This is a genomic window from Pseudodesulfovibrio profundus, from assembly GCF_900217235.1.
GTDB classification, from domain to species: Bacteria; Desulfobacterota; Desulfovibrionia; order Desulfovibrionales; family Desulfovibrionaceae; genus Pseudodesulfovibrio; species Pseudodesulfovibrio profundus.
In genome coordinates this window covers 2536844-2551942 of record NZ_LT907975.1, presented here as the reverse complement: position 1 = coordinate 2551942, position 15099 = coordinate 2536844, and the positions used below count along the sequence as shown (strand labels likewise).

Genomic DNA, 15099 nt, shown 5'->3' with positions numbered 1-15099 from the left:
ATTGTTCCTTCCTTTATCACGGCAAAAAATCGCCAGTACGGTCGCACCGACGGCCTGAAATATCGTATGGTTGCGCTTGCCACTGCGCGCATGCCTTGTTAGCGTGCGGACTACCCTTGTCGAGGGGGCCACATATGTCAAGCATACATATATATTGGGACGAGTCGCATTTCTGGGGATTGCTGATGACACGCGCATTGTCTGCGTGGGGCATCCCCTTTCGTCTCGTGCGCGGTCAGGAAATAGCTGATGGCGTGCTTTCTGGCAAGTCGGGAGTCCCTCCAAAGCTGCTAATCGTCCCCGGAGGACGGGCCAAAGGCAAGGCAGACCGTCTTGGCGTCACCGGCATGGACAAAATTTGCGAATTTATCCACGGCGGTGGCCAGTATCTCGGCTTCTGCGGCGGTACCGGACTCGCCCTGACCGGCCCCTACGGGCTGGGTTTGTCTCCCTGGACCCGTGATGGATACAAAAATCGCCTGCACCATTTTCTTTCCGGCCATGTGGAAACCTCGATCAACACCGATCATCCACTTGTTCCCGACTCCATCGGCCCCACGGCCCAGCTCCCCGTATGGTGGCCCGGCCGGTTTGCCCCCAAGGACAACAACGTCACCGTACTTGCGCGGTACAACACGCCCGGCCCAGACTTCTGGGTGGCCGACATCCACCTCGCGACCCTGCCCAAGGGCACCATGACCGACTGGGAGAACCTGTACGGCATCCATCTTCGTCCCGATTTCATCGAAGGGCTCCCATGCATAACCACCAACCGGTTCGGAGCAGGCCGAGTGACGTTGAGCTATACCCACCTCGAAACACCCGGCTCCACACAGGCCAACCAGTGGCTTGCGCACATCATCGCCAATGCGACCGGCGAAACACCCACCAATGCGCTGCCCCCGGCATGGGATGTCTCGGCACGGCCCATTGTCTGGGACGATCCCATTCTGCTCGAAGCCAAGGCAAGCATGGAAAAGATCATCGATACCGGGGTCAGCCACTTCCTGCTCTTCTGGCGCAATCCCTGGCTGCTGGGCTGGCGACGTGGCATCCCGGGTGCAGGGATCAACGCCATGTACTCCCTGATCTGCGAATCCGTGGCGAGCACACCCAACGATGAAGCCAGGAAATACTGGAAATCCAAACGGGACCAGTTCTCGGTGCTGATGAATCTGCTGTCCAACGGTCTCACCGGCTACCTGCTGGCCGAACGACTCTCCATGACCGTCTTCCATTCCGACCCGGACGCTGTTTCCAAGGAAGGACTCAAGGAACAACGCCGGGCGCTATTCGGCATTCCTCCCGAACCCGGCGGATTATTTGCTGACTTGGCTGCCATCCTCGAAGAATTATACTGGCGCCTGAACACCACAAGCGATAAATAGTAATCAGAATCGAAACTATAACGCGTTTGCAATAAAACGCTCGTCTGTGGTATTTTACCGAATTGACTACATTGAAAAAATGGGAAGAAAGGTGGCATTCCGACCTTTTTACTTGAGATTTCCCATTGTGCACAATGAGTAAACGGCAGTTCAACTCGGCACCAAAGAGGGACGATGGGCAACGACAAAAAACAAAAGCAATGCCCGGATGCACAATTCCGGTTTGCCATGTCCGAAGACGGCATGAAACTGGGAGTAAGTCGGTACTTTCCCCCCAACGGCGGCGAAGAACCGTCTGTGGAGCTCCTGCGACGTCAGGTCGCCGAAGCCGGAGTTTCTCTGCCTATTGATGAAGATGCCGCCCATCAGATCATCGAAGCGGTCAAGAGCAAAGGGGAGATCAAACGCATCGTCCTCGTTCGCGGGATTCCGGCCCAGGAACCGCAGGATGCCAGCCTGGTAGCCCTTGGCAATTTGGACTACCCCGTTTTCCCCGGTGATCGATTTGCCCGAAAACACGAGGCGAAACCGGCCCAGGCCGGACAAACCATCGACGGTAAGCCTCTCGAACCCAAAAAAGATTTCACACCCAAAGATATCGCCATCACCATGGGCGACAATGTGGAGTTCGACCCGCTGACGGAAACCTATGTTTCCCAAGCCTGGGGCATGGCCATCTTTCAGGAAGGCGTCCTGTCCGTGGAGCCTATCCCCCATATTTCCGAAGATGCCATTCAGGTGTCCGGCACCCTGCACCACCAGGATTTCAAAAAGCGACAGATCACTCCGGCACAGGTCGAAAAGGAACTGCGCGACATGGGTGTGGTCATCGATATCGACACGGATCTGCTGGACAATCTTCTTGAAGAAGCACGCTCGACCGAGACCCCGCTCTATGACCAGACATTGGTTGAAGGCAAACATCCGGTTCCCGGGCATGACGGCTGGTTTGAATTTCTCGTTTCGTCCCGCGAGGAGACCGGCACTGAAGACGAATCCGGCAGGCTGGATTTTCGTGACCGGGGTTCCTACCCCATGGTCAACCCCCAGCAGATAATAGGGCGCCTGCACGGCCCCACTCCCGGCGAAGGCGGCATCGATATCTACGGCAAGACCATCCCGGCCCACGCAGGTCGTCCGCTGAAGATTCACTTGGGCGAAAATGTCATGGCCCATGAGGACAAGATCACCTTTGCTTCCAAGGCAAAAGGCGTAGTCTCCATGGAACGCGGCACCCTTTCCGTAACCGACTGCCTTCTCATTTCCGGCGACGTGGACCTCGGCACCGGCAACGTCAAGCTGGAACACGGCTCGGTCAAGATACTCGGCTCCATCCAGGCGGGTGCAGTCGTTTCCGCCCCCAAGCACATCATTGTCGGCGGCTCAGTGGAATCGGCAACGGTGTATGCGGGCGGCAATATAGAAATCGCCGGTGGCGTGCTCATGCCCGAAGGGGGAACCATCAAGGCGGAAGGCGACATTTCCGTTGGTCACACGGCCAATGCCCGCCTTATCGCAGGTGGCGACGTACACATCACCAATGACATCACCAATACCATCATCGAAGCCGAAGGCACCCTTTTTGCCACCAAGGGCAAAGGACATATCCAGGGCGGTCGCATCATGACCGGCAAGGGGATGCTCGTGAATGAAGTGGGTTCCGAACTGGGCGTGGCAACGACCATCATGATCAATATCCAGCTGGAAGGCGACGAAGAGTTGCGTCAGGAGCGGGCCAAGCTGAAACAGTCCATAGCCCGGGTGGACGATGCCCTGGGCACCGATCCGCCGGAAGCCATTCTTGCCAGAACTCCCAAGGAAAAGCGCCCGGCTGTCGTTGAGGTCCTCAAGCACCGCATCACATTGATCAAGCGCCGCAAGCAGGTCAGCGAGCAGATCAATCAGATCAACCTGCGCCGACAGGAAAAGCTGGCCGGAACCAAGATCAAGGTTCGTCGGGTGGTCCACCCCGGTGTCACCATAAAATTCGGCAGCACCAGCATGGCGGTGAAGCAGCGCCTTGAGGCACCCACCATCTATTGGAGCGAGAACAAGCGCGAAATCGCGATCGGGTAAAGACGCCTTTGAGCAGTCTCGGGCTACAGGTATTCCCCGCAAGCCGCGCCCGAAGAAAAGGCCCACTGCAGGTTGTATCCGCCCAGATGACCGGTTACATCAAGGGTTTCCCCGATGATGTGCAGTCCCGCGACATCATTCACTTCAAATGTCTTTGACGATACCGCATGGGTATCCACGCCGCCCACGGTGACTTCGGCCTTGCCGTATCCTCCGGTGGAAACAGGCGTCACCCGGAAACGGTGTATCCTGTTCCCTGCCGCGTCCGTGTGTTTGCGGGAAAGTTGGCTCACGGATGTATCTGCGACCTCATCGGAAACCAGGAACGGTATCAATCGCTTGGGCAAGTGTGAACCGAGCAGGGTCTTGAGCCGCCTGTTGGACTGGCGATTCTCTTCTATCAATTCCGCCACATCCTGACCGGGAAGGAAATCGATCAGAACAGGCTGCCCCTTTTCCCAGTAGGAAGAAATCTGCAGAACGGCAGGACCGGAGATACCCTTGTGGGTGAACAGCAGCGGATCGGTGAACGACTGATCCCCAAAGGTGATGGTGGCGGGCAAAGCGTTTCCGGCCAGATTTTCACACATGGCACGCAGTCCCTTGGGAAACACGAGCGGCACCAGTCCCGGTCTGGGGGCAACAAGCGGTAGACCGAACTGTTTTGCCAGACGGAAGCCAAGATCGGTGGCCCCCACCTGCGGCCAGGAAGGACCGCCAAGGGCGATGACCAGCTTGTCGGCCTCATATATTTCCGATTCAGTGCGAACAACAAACGGCCCGGGACCTGAAACCGACTCGATGGTCTGATTCATCAGGATGTCTACACCGCTTTTCTTGCACTGATCCACCAGAATACCCGCCAGCTTGCCAGCCCCTTCACGGGTGAAGAGTTGGCCGTGCTCGCGCTCATCATAGGTGATGCCCTGGTCTGCGAAAAAGGAGATCACATCCCATTGGGAATGACGCGCAAGGGCAGACTTCACAAAATGCGGATTGGCGCAGAGATAGTGCTCTGCCTCGACCTCAAGGTTGGTGAAGTTGCATTTGCCTCCACCTGCCACCCGCACCTTCCGGCCCGGTTTGCCGCCGTGATCGAGGACAGCCACAGACACGCCGCGGCGGGCGGCATGCATCGCACAATACAGACCGGAAGCTCCGGCACCGAGAATCAGAACGTCGTATGTTGCCATGGCCCGGTCTTACGGGAGAGCCGCTCCAAGGGCAAGGAGCTTTGTGACGCTACAGGGAAAATATCGAGAGAGTGTTGACAAATTCCCGCACTGAGAACACATTGTGAGATCAACCCTGTAAATGCCAATGGAGGAATCAATGGCTGCCAAAAAAATACTGATGCTGGTTGGTGATTTCGTTGAAGACTACGAGGCCATGGTGCCGTTTCAGATGCTGCTGATGGTCGGACACGACGTCCACACGGTCTGCCCCGGCAAGAAAGCCGGTGAAACCGTTGCCACCGCAGTTCATGATTTCGAAGGACATCAGACCTATACGGAAAAACCGGGCCACAACTTCACGGTCACCACGACCTTTGAAGAGATCAAGGCCGAAGACTACGACGGGCTGGTCATTCCCGGCGGACGTTCTCCGGAATATCTGCGCCTGAACCCTGAGGTCATCGCCTGCGTGCAGCACTTTGCCAAGGCCAACAAGCCCATTGCCGCTGTCTGCCACGGCCAGCAGTTGCTGACCGCTGCGGATGTGGTCAAAGGCAAGACCTGCACCGCTTACCCGGCCGTAAAACCCGAAGTCGAAGCCGCTGGCGGCACATGGTGCGAAGTCAATGAAACCGCGTCCAACGCCTGCGTTGACGGCAACATCGTGACCGGCCCTGCATGGCCCGCACACCCTGAGTGGATGCGCGAGTTCCTCAAGGTCCTCGGCTCTACCATCGAACCCTAACCTGCATTATGATTTCAGCGGGCGGCACCACGACGGTGCCGCCCGTCCTGCCTGTTTTCCTTGATATATGGCCGCAAACCGCCTTCCATTCTGCAAAAGTTTCTGCTATGAGCGGTAGACCAATCGTGACTACAAGTGGAGGATGCAAGTATGATGGGTTATTTCTGGTTTTTCCTGGGCTTGGCAATGACCATCGCCGGTTTGGTGATGATCAAGGTCAGCTCCCCTAACGAGGACTAGTCGTATTTTGATCGGTGCATGTGGCGCCGAACACATTTCAAGACCGGATGCGGCACGTGCCGTACGCCGGTCTTGGCTGTTTGACACCTGGACACTCGATACCACCTGCCGCCAGATATTCCCATCGAATGACCTGGCGCTCACTTTCGGTCAGGAGCACTTAATATGATCATATATTCCTGGAACGTAAACGGCTACCGGGCCGTACTGAAGAAAGACTTTCGCGACTGGCTCGACTCGTGCGGTGGCGATGTGGTCATGCTGCAGGAGACCAAGGCGCACCCGGACCAGATAGATGACGACAATCGACAGCCCGATTCCTTTTCCAATGCCTACTGGAACTGGTCCAAGAAGAAAAAAGGCTATTCCGGTGTGGCCTGCTTCACTAATCCCGAACCGCTGGAAGTGAACATCGGTCTGCCCGACCCCGCCTATCAGGACGAAGGCCGCGTGCTGCACCTCGAATACCCCGACTTCCACCTCTTCAATATTTATTTCCCCAACGGACAGATGTCGGACGAACGCCTGGAGTTCAAGCTCGGCTTCTACGACTGCTTTCTGGAACACGCCGAGGAACTGCGCAAGACCAAGCCCATCGTCGTGGGCGGCGATTTCAATACGGCCCACAAGGAAATCGACCTCAAGAACCCCAAGTCCAATGCGGATCGTTCCGGGTTCCTGCCCATTGAGCGGGAGTGGCTCGACAAGTTCATCGACCATGGCTACGTGGACACCTTCCGCATGTTCGAGGATGGCCCGCACCACTATTCATGGTGGTCGTACCGCTTCAACGCCCGCAAGAACAACGCGGGGTGGCGTATCGACTACTTTTTCGTATCCGAAGAACTCAAGGACAAGGTTGTCAGGGCATGGATCGAGCCGGAGGTCATGGGGTCGGACCACTGCCCCATCGGAGTGGAGATCGACGTTTAGCCGCAACAAGTCCGTTGCAACAGGTCATGTTAGCTCATCGCCCCGAAGCCATACGGTTTCGGGGCGTTTTCATTACAGAGGGATCGCCTGCAACACCCACAGGCTGACCATGCCACAGGCAATGGTCGCCAGCATGTTCCGGGTTTTCCATGCCACGCCAACGGCAATGATAGCGGCAACCACCCGTTCCCAATTGTCAAAGACCGTCACCCCGTCCCCACTCAGTAAAACCGAAGGAACAACCAGCGCCGGAAGTACTGACGCGGGGATGAATCGCAGCATGCGCAGAAACGGCTCGGGCAACGTGATCTTATCGATAATCAGGATAAAGGAGTAGCGGATCAAAAACGTGCCGAGACCGATGCCAAGGACCACGGGCCAATATTGCACCATATCAACCATTGCTCTTTCTCCCTTCGGCCACATAGCCGACAACAATGCCGCAGACCGCAGCCGTTATCAGTCCAAGATTGTACGGCAGGGGATCGGCAAAATAGGCGACCACACCCGAGACCACGGCAGCGAGCAGCGCGGGGCGATCCTTGACCGCAGGAATGACCAGCGCCGTGAATGTCAGCGGCACGGCAAAATCGAGATTCCACTCGGGAGGGATTATCGCCCCCAGATAGGCGCCAAGGACTGTGGTCGCATTGAAGGCCACCCACATGATGCAGGCGTTACCCATGTAGTAGGCGACCTTGAGCCGCTGGCTGTACTCGGCCACGGCAAAACGATTCATGGAAATGGCATACGACTGATCCGTGAGAAAATAGGACAGGATGCACTTTCTACCTGCGCCGATGCCATTGAAATGGGAGGCAATGGATACCGAATACATCAGGAACCGGGCGTTGATAATGAGTCCGGTAAGAATGACCACCGGCAACGAAGCGTTTTCGGTCATCAACTGGATGGCTGCCAGTTGGGATGCACCGGCAAAGATGATGACCGACATTCCGGCCGCCGACCACTCGGGCATGCCGACCCCGGAGCAGACCGCGCCGCAGATCACGCCGAAGGGGAGCACCCCCAGAAGCATCGGGCTGACCTCGCGCATACCGAGAATAAAAGCTGATCGAGTCGTATCCATACGTTTCTCCTTTTCAGGTCAAGGAGCTACTTTGACACAATTTTACGGTCAATGTATTAATTGTCACCATGACAATATGGCTCCCCGAACTGTCCGGCTTGTCCGGTCCCCGCTACAAAGCGATTGCTGATGCCCTCGAAGCCGATATCAAGTCAGGCAAACTTCCCCCCGGCACGAAACTGCCCACCCATCGAGAACTGGCCGACCAACTGGATGTCACCGTGGGGACAATAACCCGCGGGTACGCCGAAGCCGCCCGACGCGGTTTGCTTCGCGGCGAAACCGGTCGCGGGACCTTTGTCGGTCCGGCAGCAGACAAGCGGCTCCTGTGCCATCAGGAGAACATCAGCCCCAGCCTGGTAAACATGCGGGTTTCCCTGCCATTCGAGCACCTTGCGCCCGACATCGGCGCCACACTTCAGGCTATCGGAAGCGATCTGTCTGCACAGACACTGCTGGAGTATTTCCCGTCAGAGGGGCGGCTTGTGGACAGAGAGGCGGGCGTTGAATGGCTACGCCGATACAATCTGGAGTCCTGCGCCGATGACGTTGCGCTGACCGTCGGCGGGCAGAACGCCTTGGCCGTGGTGCTCAGTGCCATTTTCCGCCCCGGTGACGCCTTGGCTGTGGAGGGGATCACCTACCCCTTGATCAAGGCGCTCGCAAACCGCTTCAACATCCACCTGCTGCCGGTAAAACAGGATGAGTTCGGCATGATACCGGACTCACTGGATGAAGTGTGCCGGAACAACACGGTACGCGGCGTCTACCTCATGCCGACCTATCAAAATCCGACCACAGCCCGTCTGCCAGAGTACCGTCGTCACGAAATAGTCAACATTGCCCGCCGATACGATCTCTCCATTCTTGAAGACGATGCCTACGCATTACCAGCAGGCGATCTGGGCACTCCGCTTGCTACATTGGCACCGGAACGAACATTTTTTGTGGCTTCTCTTTCGAAATCGCTGGCCGGGGGGCTTCGGGTAGCATACCTTCATTTCCCAAACCGTTTTGCCAATGTGATCAAAAGTGCCATTGCCGATCTGGTCTGGATGACTCCGCCCCTGACCGCGGAAATAGCCAGACGTTGGATTATGGACGGCACGGCAGACCGCACGCTCGCCATCAAACGAAAGGCGGCATCAGAATGTGCGGAAATGGCGCGAACTCTACTTGCAGGACTGGACGTAACCATGCCAAAAAGCGGGTATTACGCTTGGCTCAAGCTGCCGGAGCCATGGACGGCCCGCGATTTTGCGCGGGAGGCACGCAAACACGACGTTCTCGTCAACACCGACGATGTGTTCGTGGTCGGGCGCCAACCGCTGCCCCATGCCATTCGTCTCGGTTTGAGCGGGGCGACAACCATGGATAATCTGGAACGCGGACTGCGGACTGTTCGCACGATCCTGACCCCGCGTTAGAAGAACTACAAGGATACGATGATGCAACGTTTTTTGATGGCCGTCATTGCTGTGGGCTGCATCGCTCTCGGATACATTCTCTGGGTCGCATTCACGGCCACGCCCGATGCGCCGTTCGTTCTGGAAGGAACCTACAACGTTCAGCGATGGGTCGGAGACAAGACGGATTCGACACCCGATATCACCGGAACCGTCCAGATATCGCCACGAGGCCCGGGATGGTCGCTTTCAGGGATCATCGACGGCAAGGAAATCCAAGGAACCGGCATGTATGCCGACTGGGAAGACGCCATCAACTTCAGCATCAGTAACGAAGATAAAACAAGCTTCACGGCGGTGGATCTGAAATACGCCGGAGACACCCTGACAGGGGTATGGCAACGCCACCATATTGAACTCAATACCGACCTGGAACAGCCTCTGCCCGAAGACGTCGGAACAGAGATTTGGATAAAGCAGGAGTAATCAGATGAAAACCAAGGAAGCCTACCGCTGTGCAGAATGCGGCGCGCAATCGCCCCGCTGGCAGGGCCAATGCACCGCGTGCAAGCAGTGGAATACACTGGAACCGGTCACCGTGACCAAAAAGGCATCGACTCCGGTGGGTGCTGCTGCCTCACAGGACAAACCGCGCCCTCTGGAAGAACTTGCCACCGAAGAACTCCACGCCCGCACCTCCGGCATCCCCTCATTGGATGAGCTGCTTGGCTCCGGACTTGTGCCGGGTGCCGCCATCCTGCTGGGCGGCGAACCGGGCATCGGCAAATCCACGCTCCTGCTCCAACTGGCCGGCAGTCAGGCCAAACTCGGACACACCGGTGTCTATCTTTCCGGCGAGGAATCCCTGCCGCAACTCAAAGGTCGCGCGGAACGACTTGAACTGCTTGGACCCGGGCTGCTCGCCATCTCCACCAACAAGGTGGAAGACGCCCTTGCCATTCTTGATGGCCCCAATCCGCCGGAACTGCTGATCGTTGACTCGGTCCAGACCCTGGCTTCCCCTCTGGCCGAAGGCATTCCCGGCTCCATCAGCCAGGTTCGCGCTGTTTCCGCCGAACTGGTGGAAAAGACCAAAAAGACCGGCACCACCCTGATTCTGGTCGGCCACGTAACCAAGGACGGCCAGATCGCCGGTCCCAAGTTGCTGGAACACATGGTGGATACCGTGCTTTACCTTGAGGGCGACCGTAAGCATTTTTCCCGCATCCTGCGCGTACTCAAGAACCGCTTTGGCCCCAGTGACGAACTCGTGGTCTTCACCATGAAGGAGAAAGGACTGGAGGTGGTCGAAGACCCGGCAACCTTCTTCCTCGGCTCGCGGGACCCGTCCCTTTCAGGAACCGCCATGGCCATGGCCGTGGACGGACAGCGCCCCTTTGCCGTTGAAGTACAGGCCCTGGTTTCCAAGTCGTTTCTCTCCATCCCGCGCCGTACGGCTCTGGGATTCGACACCAATCGACTCAATCTGCTGCTGGCCGTGTTGGAAAAGCGGTTGCGCCTGAACCTGAGCGGTCACGATATTTACGCCAAGATCACCGGCGGCCTTGCCACCAAGGACCCGGGGCTCGATCTAGCTGTCATCGCCGCAATCCTTTCGTCCTTTTATGATCAGCCGCTGCCGGAATCCTCGGTATACTGGGGTGAAATCGACCTCAACGGACAGGTCCGCCCCGTCGCCGCCCATGACGTCCGCCTCAAGCAAGCCAAACGGCTGGGACACAATCCGGTATGTCATTCGGGAACCAGCCCCACACTGGCTGACCTGCAACGTGTTTTGTTCGGTAAAAGTCAGTAGTCACAGGCTTCCGTGATACGCTTTCCTTTTTTCGGAAAAATGCTATCATTATGAGTGATGCGCTCCCGATATGCTTGAATAAGCATGACGCAAAAAGAAAAACGATCCCCCGAACGGATGGAGGACAACATGGCTGATATGCTTGATTGGACAAGTGCTGACAGTGAGAAACTGGACATCGCGACCTATGAGAAACGGGCCGAGGAAATGGCCGGACGACTCCGCGAGGAGACCTCTGCCGGACGCCTCCCGTTCCTGACGATGCCCTACATGGCCAAGCTCAAACAGGAGCTTGCCGATCTGAAGGAACGCTTCAAGGGATTTGACCACATGCTCCTGCTGGGCATCGGTGGTTCCGCCCTTGGTGCCCGGGCATTGCAGAAGGCGTTCTTCCCCCAGCAGGACCAGCCCGATCACACCTGCCCCTGTCTCTGGATCGCCGACAACGTCGATGCCTACGCCCTCGAAGCGTATCTGGCGAAACTCGATCCGACCAAGACCATCGTCGTCACGGTCTCCAAATCCGGCGGCACCATTGAAACCGTTGGACAATATTTCATCCTCAAGGAATGGGCGCAAAAGCACCTGGGCGATGCATGGACCAAACACATGCTACTCGTTACCGACGAGGAAAAGGGATTCCTGCGCGGCGAAGCGAACAAGCACGGTATTCACGCATTACCCGTGCCGGACCACCTTGGCGGCCGCTATTCCGTACTTTCCGCCGTGGGTCTTATCCCCGCTGCATTCATGGGCATCGATATCGACGCGCTGGTTGAAGGCGCGCGTGAGATCGTCGGCCCCCTGACCGAAGACAACCTTTCCGGCAAAGTACTCGAACAGCACAGTGCATTCCAGTTGGCTGCCTGGGCCGCTGCTCTGCAGGATAAGGGATTTGATGAAATGATATTTTTTGCCTATATCCCCCTGTGGGCCAGTTTCGGTGACTGGTTCGCCCAGCTCTGGGCCGAGTCTTTGGGGAAAGAAGGCAAAGGCAGCCAGCCGATCCCGGCTATCGGTGTGACGGACCAGCACTCCGTGAACCAGATGTTCATGGACGGCATCCGCAACAAGGCGTGCCTCTTCCTGACATGCCCCAATCTCCCGGCTGGACCCCGGTTCCCGGCAGACCTGCCCGATCAGTTCGATTATGTCCGCAACAAGGACTTCGGCGAACTGATTCAGGCGGAAGCGCTCGGAACCCGCATGGCGCTCTCCCAGAACGGTGTACCGTTAGTGGAAATGCGCATGGGCGAAGACGGACCGAAACAGGCAGGAAAGTTGATCGCGCTTCTTGGCACGGCCACGATCCTGACCGGTTGGCTCATGGGCATCAACCCCCTGGATCAGCCCGCCGTCGAACTTGGCAAACGGCTTGCCAAGGCCCGCATGAACGCGGACGGTCTGGAAGAGGAAAAAGCGGACCTCAACAACTTCCTCACAGCTGACAGGGATATACGGGAGTTCTAACCCATTGGCACATCTCAGCGAGAGCGGCAGCAGGCCCCTCCAATTCGTCAAGGTCATTTCCTGGAGCTTGTTCGTCATCATCCTTGGCTTCAGCCTGCTGCTGTCGTTGTTCATTTCCAAGTATGCGGAACAGACGCTCTTGGAAAAACAGGAGGAGTTCGGTCTGCTGCTGGCGGAAAACGTCAGTCATCAGGTCTTTACCCGTTTCGTTATGCCCGTAGCCATGCAATACGGCGCCATCAGCCTGCGACAGAAAAAACAAGCCCGGATGCTCGATGAAGTTGTCCGTTCCACGGTTCACAGTTTTCACGTCACTTCACTGAGGATATACGACTCCAAAGGGCTGATCACCTACTCCCTTGACCCCGAGGAGATCGGCACGCAGGGTAATGCCCTCTACAAGGTCACCCGAACATGGGAGACTGCGGCCTTCTCTTCGGAGATTCTTGCCAAGGTTTCCAAGGTCGTGTCACTGTTCCGCTTCAACCTGAAGCCCGGCAGCCTCATGCTCCGTGCCTACTATCCGCTACGGGCCGAACGCAGCCTGACCGATATTTCCGAAAACCCGATCATGGGTATCCTCGAATTCGAGCAGGACATTACCGAAGATTTCATGGCCATGCTCAACTTCGAGCGGCTCGTCATCACCTTTTCCCTGGTAACGTCGATTGTTCTCTTTTTCCTGGTCATGGCAGTACTCCACCGCGCTGAACGATTGAGCAACAAACAGCTCAAGGAAAAGGAACAGCTCATTTTCGAACTGCAACAACAGGAAAAACTGGCGGGCATGGGCCGCATGGTTTCGGGCGTGGCCCACGAAATACGCAACCCCCTCGGCATCATCTGTTCCAGCTCCGAGTTGATTCTCAAAAGAGCCAGAAAGGAAGAAAGCCCGCACACCCGGATTATCGAAGCGCTGCACGAGGAAGCCAAGCGCCTCTCTCGCACAGTTGCCGAGTTCCTTGATTACGCCCGACCCAAAAAGCCCATGATGAGTCCGCTGGATGTGGGCAAACTACTGGATCAGGTGGCGGTTTTCATGGAACCCGAGTGCGAAAAGCGCAACGTGAGCATTGACCGGCAGTACTCTGAGGACATGTCGGCCCAAGGCGACAAGGACCTCCTCTACCGGGCGTTTTACAACCTTGTCGCCAATGGTATTCAGGCCATGGAAGGACAGGAGGAAGGACACATCTTCATCAATGCCGCACGCGAGGAAGGCCGTCTGCATGTCACCATACATGATACCGGCCCCGGCTTTTCCGAAGAGTGCATCGATCAGGTGCGTGATCCATTCTTCACCACCAAGGATTCCGGCACCGGACTGGGGCTGGCCCTTGTTTCGACCATTTTCGAATCCCATGGAGTTGAAATGCACCTGTCCAATGCCGAAGACGGCGGCGCCAGGGTAGACATCATCTTTCCGGAGCAGTAAGACAACATTATGTCCAAATGGATACAAGCCAAACATCCTGAATTTGTCCGGGATCTCTTCAAGTTCTTTTGCCAGAGCTGTGAGATTCTGGAAGCGCAATTCCTGTCGTTCGACGAGGATGGCACTGTCTCGTTCGAGATACTCATGGATATCGTGGGCAACGAGATGGACAAGGGACTGCTTTGGCGCATGAAAGACACGGCTCACCATGTGTTCCGGAACGATCCCCATTCCCAATTGGGTGGAAAATTTCTCGACTGGGCCATTGGTTACATCTTCCATGAGGCGATCAAGCTCAAGGAAGACGCCTACCAGAAACAGAACTACGCCCCTCTGTTCCACAAGCTCAACGAAGAGGAACTGGAAGAAAAGGAACGCGAGATCACGGAGCAGCTCTTTCTTGTCATTTCCCAGACCGAAGAATCCATGCGCCGCGAGATCGACCGTATTCGATTCATCATGGCCAAGTGCAGGCAATTGCTGCCGAATTATCTGCGCCGCTACCATGAGAACGACCTGCTTGCCCGGTACATATACTCCAAGAATGACGTTGTCCGAAGCGTCTTCCGGGAAGAGTACGACTCGCTGATTTCCTGCCTGTACGAGGATGAGCCCGAGAACATGTACATTCTTGCCAGCCGGTCATTTCGATCGGGTGGTTGGCTGGAGGAAGCAGGAAAGGCGTTGGAGCACGCCTCCCAAATGCGTCCAGACAACAAAATGGTGTTGCAAGAAAAGAAGATTATTGATAATTGGATGAAACGAATAAGTAATTGACCTGGCTGCAAACGGGTTTAATAAGACTGATTAGAAATTTGAGGAGGCCTTTAATGAAGAAGCTGATTTTACTCGCAATCGCCATGTGCCTTGTGTTCGCCTGGGGTTGTTCCAAAAAAGTGCAGACCGAACCCGAAGTGGTAGTGGTCGAGGAAAAGGAAGTGATCGTTGAAAAGGAAGTTACCGCTCCCGTCACCGATCCCATGGATGTTTACAAGGCTGAGTACGACGCTCTGCCCGTGACCCACACCGTCACCAAGGGTGAATGCCTGTGGTGGATCTCCGAGTACAAGCACGTGTACAACGATCCTTTCATGTGGCCCCTGATCTACAAAGCCAACCGTGACCAGATCAAGAACCCTGATCTGATCTACCCCGGCCAGCAGTTTGACGTGCCCCGCTACGGCTTCGACCTGGAAGAGGTCAAGGCTGCCCGCAAGGATGCCGGTGCACCGTGGAAGGCTCTGGAGCCGGGTGAAGACGCCATGCTGCCCGCAGAAATGCGTGCTGCTCTTGGCTACAGCTTCTAAGCTCGCCTCGCAGACAAC

The 15099-nt window shown here is 56.5% G+C and carries 14 protein-coding genes; 11 read left to right on the top strand and 3 right to left on the bottom strand.

Annotation, left to right across the window (positions count from 1 at the left end; translation table 11 throughout):
• Window positions 1–134 precede the first annotated feature (134 nt).
• Complete coding sequence (locus DPRO_RS11990; RefSeq protein ID WP_097012253.1) at window positions 135–1388, top strand: BPL-N domain-containing protein; 1254 nt, start codon at window positions 135–137, stop codon at window positions 1386–1388.
• A 174-nt stretch (window positions 1389–1562) separates the two neighbouring features.
• On the top strand, window positions 1563–3464 hold the full coding sequence (locus tag DPRO_RS11985; RefSeq protein WP_097012252.1) for a FapA family protein: 1902 nt from the start codon (window positions 1563–1565) through the stop codon (window positions 3462–3464).
• Window positions 3465–3487: 23 nt separating this feature from the next.
• Here DPRO_RS11985 and DPRO_RS11980 read toward each other — a convergent pair whose 3' ends face one another.
• Window positions 3488–4657 carry a BaiN/RdsA family NAD(P)/FAD-dependent oxidoreductase gene (locus DPRO_RS11980; RefSeq protein WP_097012251.1) on the bottom strand — a complete coding sequence of 390 codons (1170 nt, stop codon included), beginning with the start codon at window positions 4655–4657 and terminating at the stop codon, window positions 3488–3490.
• A 139-nt stretch (window positions 4658–4796) separates the two neighbouring features.
• Between DPRO_RS11980 and DPRO_RS11975 the strand changes: the two genes are divergently transcribed.
• On the top strand, window positions 4797–5384 hold the full coding sequence (locus DPRO_RS11975) for a DJ-1/PfpI family protein (protein WP_097012250.1): 588 nt from the start codon (window positions 4797–4799) through the stop codon (window positions 5382–5384).
• A gap of 405 nt (window positions 5385–5789) precedes the next feature.
• Window positions 5790–6557 carry an exodeoxyribonuclease III gene (locus tag DPRO_RS11970; RefSeq protein WP_097012249.1) on the top strand — a complete coding sequence of 256 codons (768 nt, stop codon included), beginning with the start codon at window positions 5790–5792 and terminating at the stop codon, window positions 6555–6557.
• Between the two features lie 72 nt (window positions 6558–6629).
• On the opposite strand, the gene DPRO_RS11965 is transcribed toward DPRO_RS11970, so the two are convergent.
• Together DPRO_RS11965 and DPRO_RS11960 are read right to left on the bottom strand one after the other, a co-directional pair.
• A complete protein-coding gene (locus tag DPRO_RS11965) occupies window positions 6630–6959 on the bottom strand; it encodes an AzlD domain-containing protein (protein WP_097012248.1) in 330 nt (109 codons plus the stop codon).
• The gene (locus tag DPRO_RS11960) at window positions 6952–7647 is read right to left on the bottom strand and encodes an AzlC family ABC transporter permease (RefSeq protein ID WP_097012247.1); all 696 of its coding nucleotides are present in this window, start codon (window positions 7645–7647) and stop codon (window positions 6952–6954) included. Before DPRO_RS11960 ends, DPRO_RS11965 begins: the two co-directional genes overlap by 8 nt.
• 68 nt (window positions 7648–7715) lie before the next feature.
• On the opposite strand from DPRO_RS11960, the gene DPRO_RS11955 reads away from it, so the two are divergent.
• The 7 genes from DPRO_RS11955 to DPRO_RS11925 all read left to right on the top strand — a co-directional run bounded on the left by DPRO_RS11955 (window position 7716) and on the right by DPRO_RS11925 (window position 15081).
• The gene (locus DPRO_RS11955; RefSeq protein ID WP_097012246.1) at window positions 7716–9074 is read left to right on the top strand and encodes an aminotransferase-like domain-containing protein; all 1359 of its coding nucleotides are present in this window, start codon (window positions 7716–7718) and stop codon (window positions 9072–9074) included.
• Window positions 9075–9092: 18 nt separating this feature from the next.
• The gene (locus DPRO_RS11950) at window positions 9093–9539 is read left to right on the top strand and encodes a hypothetical protein (protein ID WP_162291178.1); all 447 of its coding nucleotides are present in this window, start codon (window positions 9093–9095) and stop codon (window positions 9537–9539) included.
• A 4-nt stretch (window positions 9540–9543) separates the two neighbouring features.
• Entirely contained in the window at window positions 9544–10869 is a 1326-nt protein-coding gene (gene radA, locus DPRO_RS11945) for a DNA repair protein RadA (RefSeq protein ID WP_097012244.1), read from the top strand.
• Window positions 10870–10998: 129 nt separating this feature from the next.
• Window positions 10999–12339, top strand: coding sequence for a glucose-6-phosphate isomerase (locus tag DPRO_RS11940; protein WP_097013737.1), 1341 nt, complete (start codon window positions 10999–11001; stop codon window positions 12337–12339).
• A 4-nt stretch (window positions 12340–12343) separates the two neighbouring features.
• Entirely contained in the window at window positions 12344–13774 is a 1431-nt protein-coding gene (locus tag DPRO_RS11935; protein WP_097012243.1) for a sensor histidine kinase, read from the top strand.
• Window positions 13775–13783: 9 nt separating this feature from the next.
• Window positions 13784–14551 (top strand): hypothetical protein, encoded by a 768-nt coding sequence (locus DPRO_RS11930; RefSeq protein ID WP_097012242.1) that lies wholly within the window; start codon window positions 13784–13786, stop codon window positions 14549–14551.
• Window positions 14552–14604: 53 nt separating this feature from the next.
• A complete protein-coding gene (locus DPRO_RS11925) occupies window positions 14605–15081 on the top strand; it encodes a LysM peptidoglycan-binding domain-containing protein (protein WP_097012241.1) in 477 nt (158 codons plus the stop codon).
• Window positions 15082–15099: the final 18 nt, after the last annotated feature.

Bases quoted from the DNA above. Each gene is read 5' to 3' on its own strand.
- DPRO_RS11990 (WP_097012253.1), top strand. From the start codon at position 135: ATGTCAAGCATACATATATATTGGGACGAGTCGCATTTCTGGGGATTG.
- DPRO_RS11985 (WP_097012252.1), top strand. From the start codon at position 1,563: ATGGGCAACGACAAAAAACAAAAGCAATGCCCGGATGCACAATTCCGG.
- DPRO_RS11980 (WP_097012251.1), bottom strand. From the start codon at position 4,657: ATGGCAACATACGACGTTCTGATTCTCGGTGCCGGAGCTTCCGGTCTG.
- DPRO_RS11975 (WP_097012250.1), top strand. From the start codon at position 4,797: ATGGCTGCCAAAAAAATACTGATGCTGGTTGGTGATTTCGTTGAAGAC.
- DPRO_RS11970 (WP_097012249.1), top strand. From the start codon at position 5,790: ATGATCATATATTCCTGGAACGTAAACGGCTACCGGGCCGTACTGAAG.
- DPRO_RS11965 (WP_097012248.1), bottom strand. From the start codon at position 6,959: ATGGTTGATATGGTGCAATATTGGCCCGTGGTCCTTGGCATCGGTCTC.
- DPRO_RS11960 (WP_097012247.1), bottom strand. From the start codon at position 7,647: ATGGATACGACTCGATCAGCTTTTATTCTCGGTATGCGCGAGGTCAGC.
- DPRO_RS11955 (WP_097012246.1), top strand. From the start codon at position 7,716: ATGACAATATGGCTCCCCGAACTGTCCGGCTTGTCCGGTCCCCGCTAC.
- DPRO_RS11950 (WP_162291178.1), top strand. From the start codon at position 9,093: ATGATGCAACGTTTTTTGATGGCCGTCATTGCTGTGGGCTGCATCGCT.
- radA (WP_097012244.1), top strand. From the start codon at position 9,544: ATGAAAACCAAGGAAGCCTACCGCTGTGCAGAATGCGGCGCGCAATCG.
- DPRO_RS11940 (WP_097013737.1), top strand. From the start codon at position 10,999: ATGGCTGATATGCTTGATTGGACAAGTGCTGACAGTGAGAAACTGGAC.
- DPRO_RS11930 (WP_097012242.1), top strand. From the start codon at position 13,784: ATGTCCAAATGGATACAAGCCAAACATCCTGAATTTGTCCGGGATCTC.
- DPRO_RS11925 (WP_097012241.1), top strand. From the start codon at position 14,605: ATGAAGAAGCTGATTTTACTCGCAATCGCCATGTGCCTTGTGTTCGCC.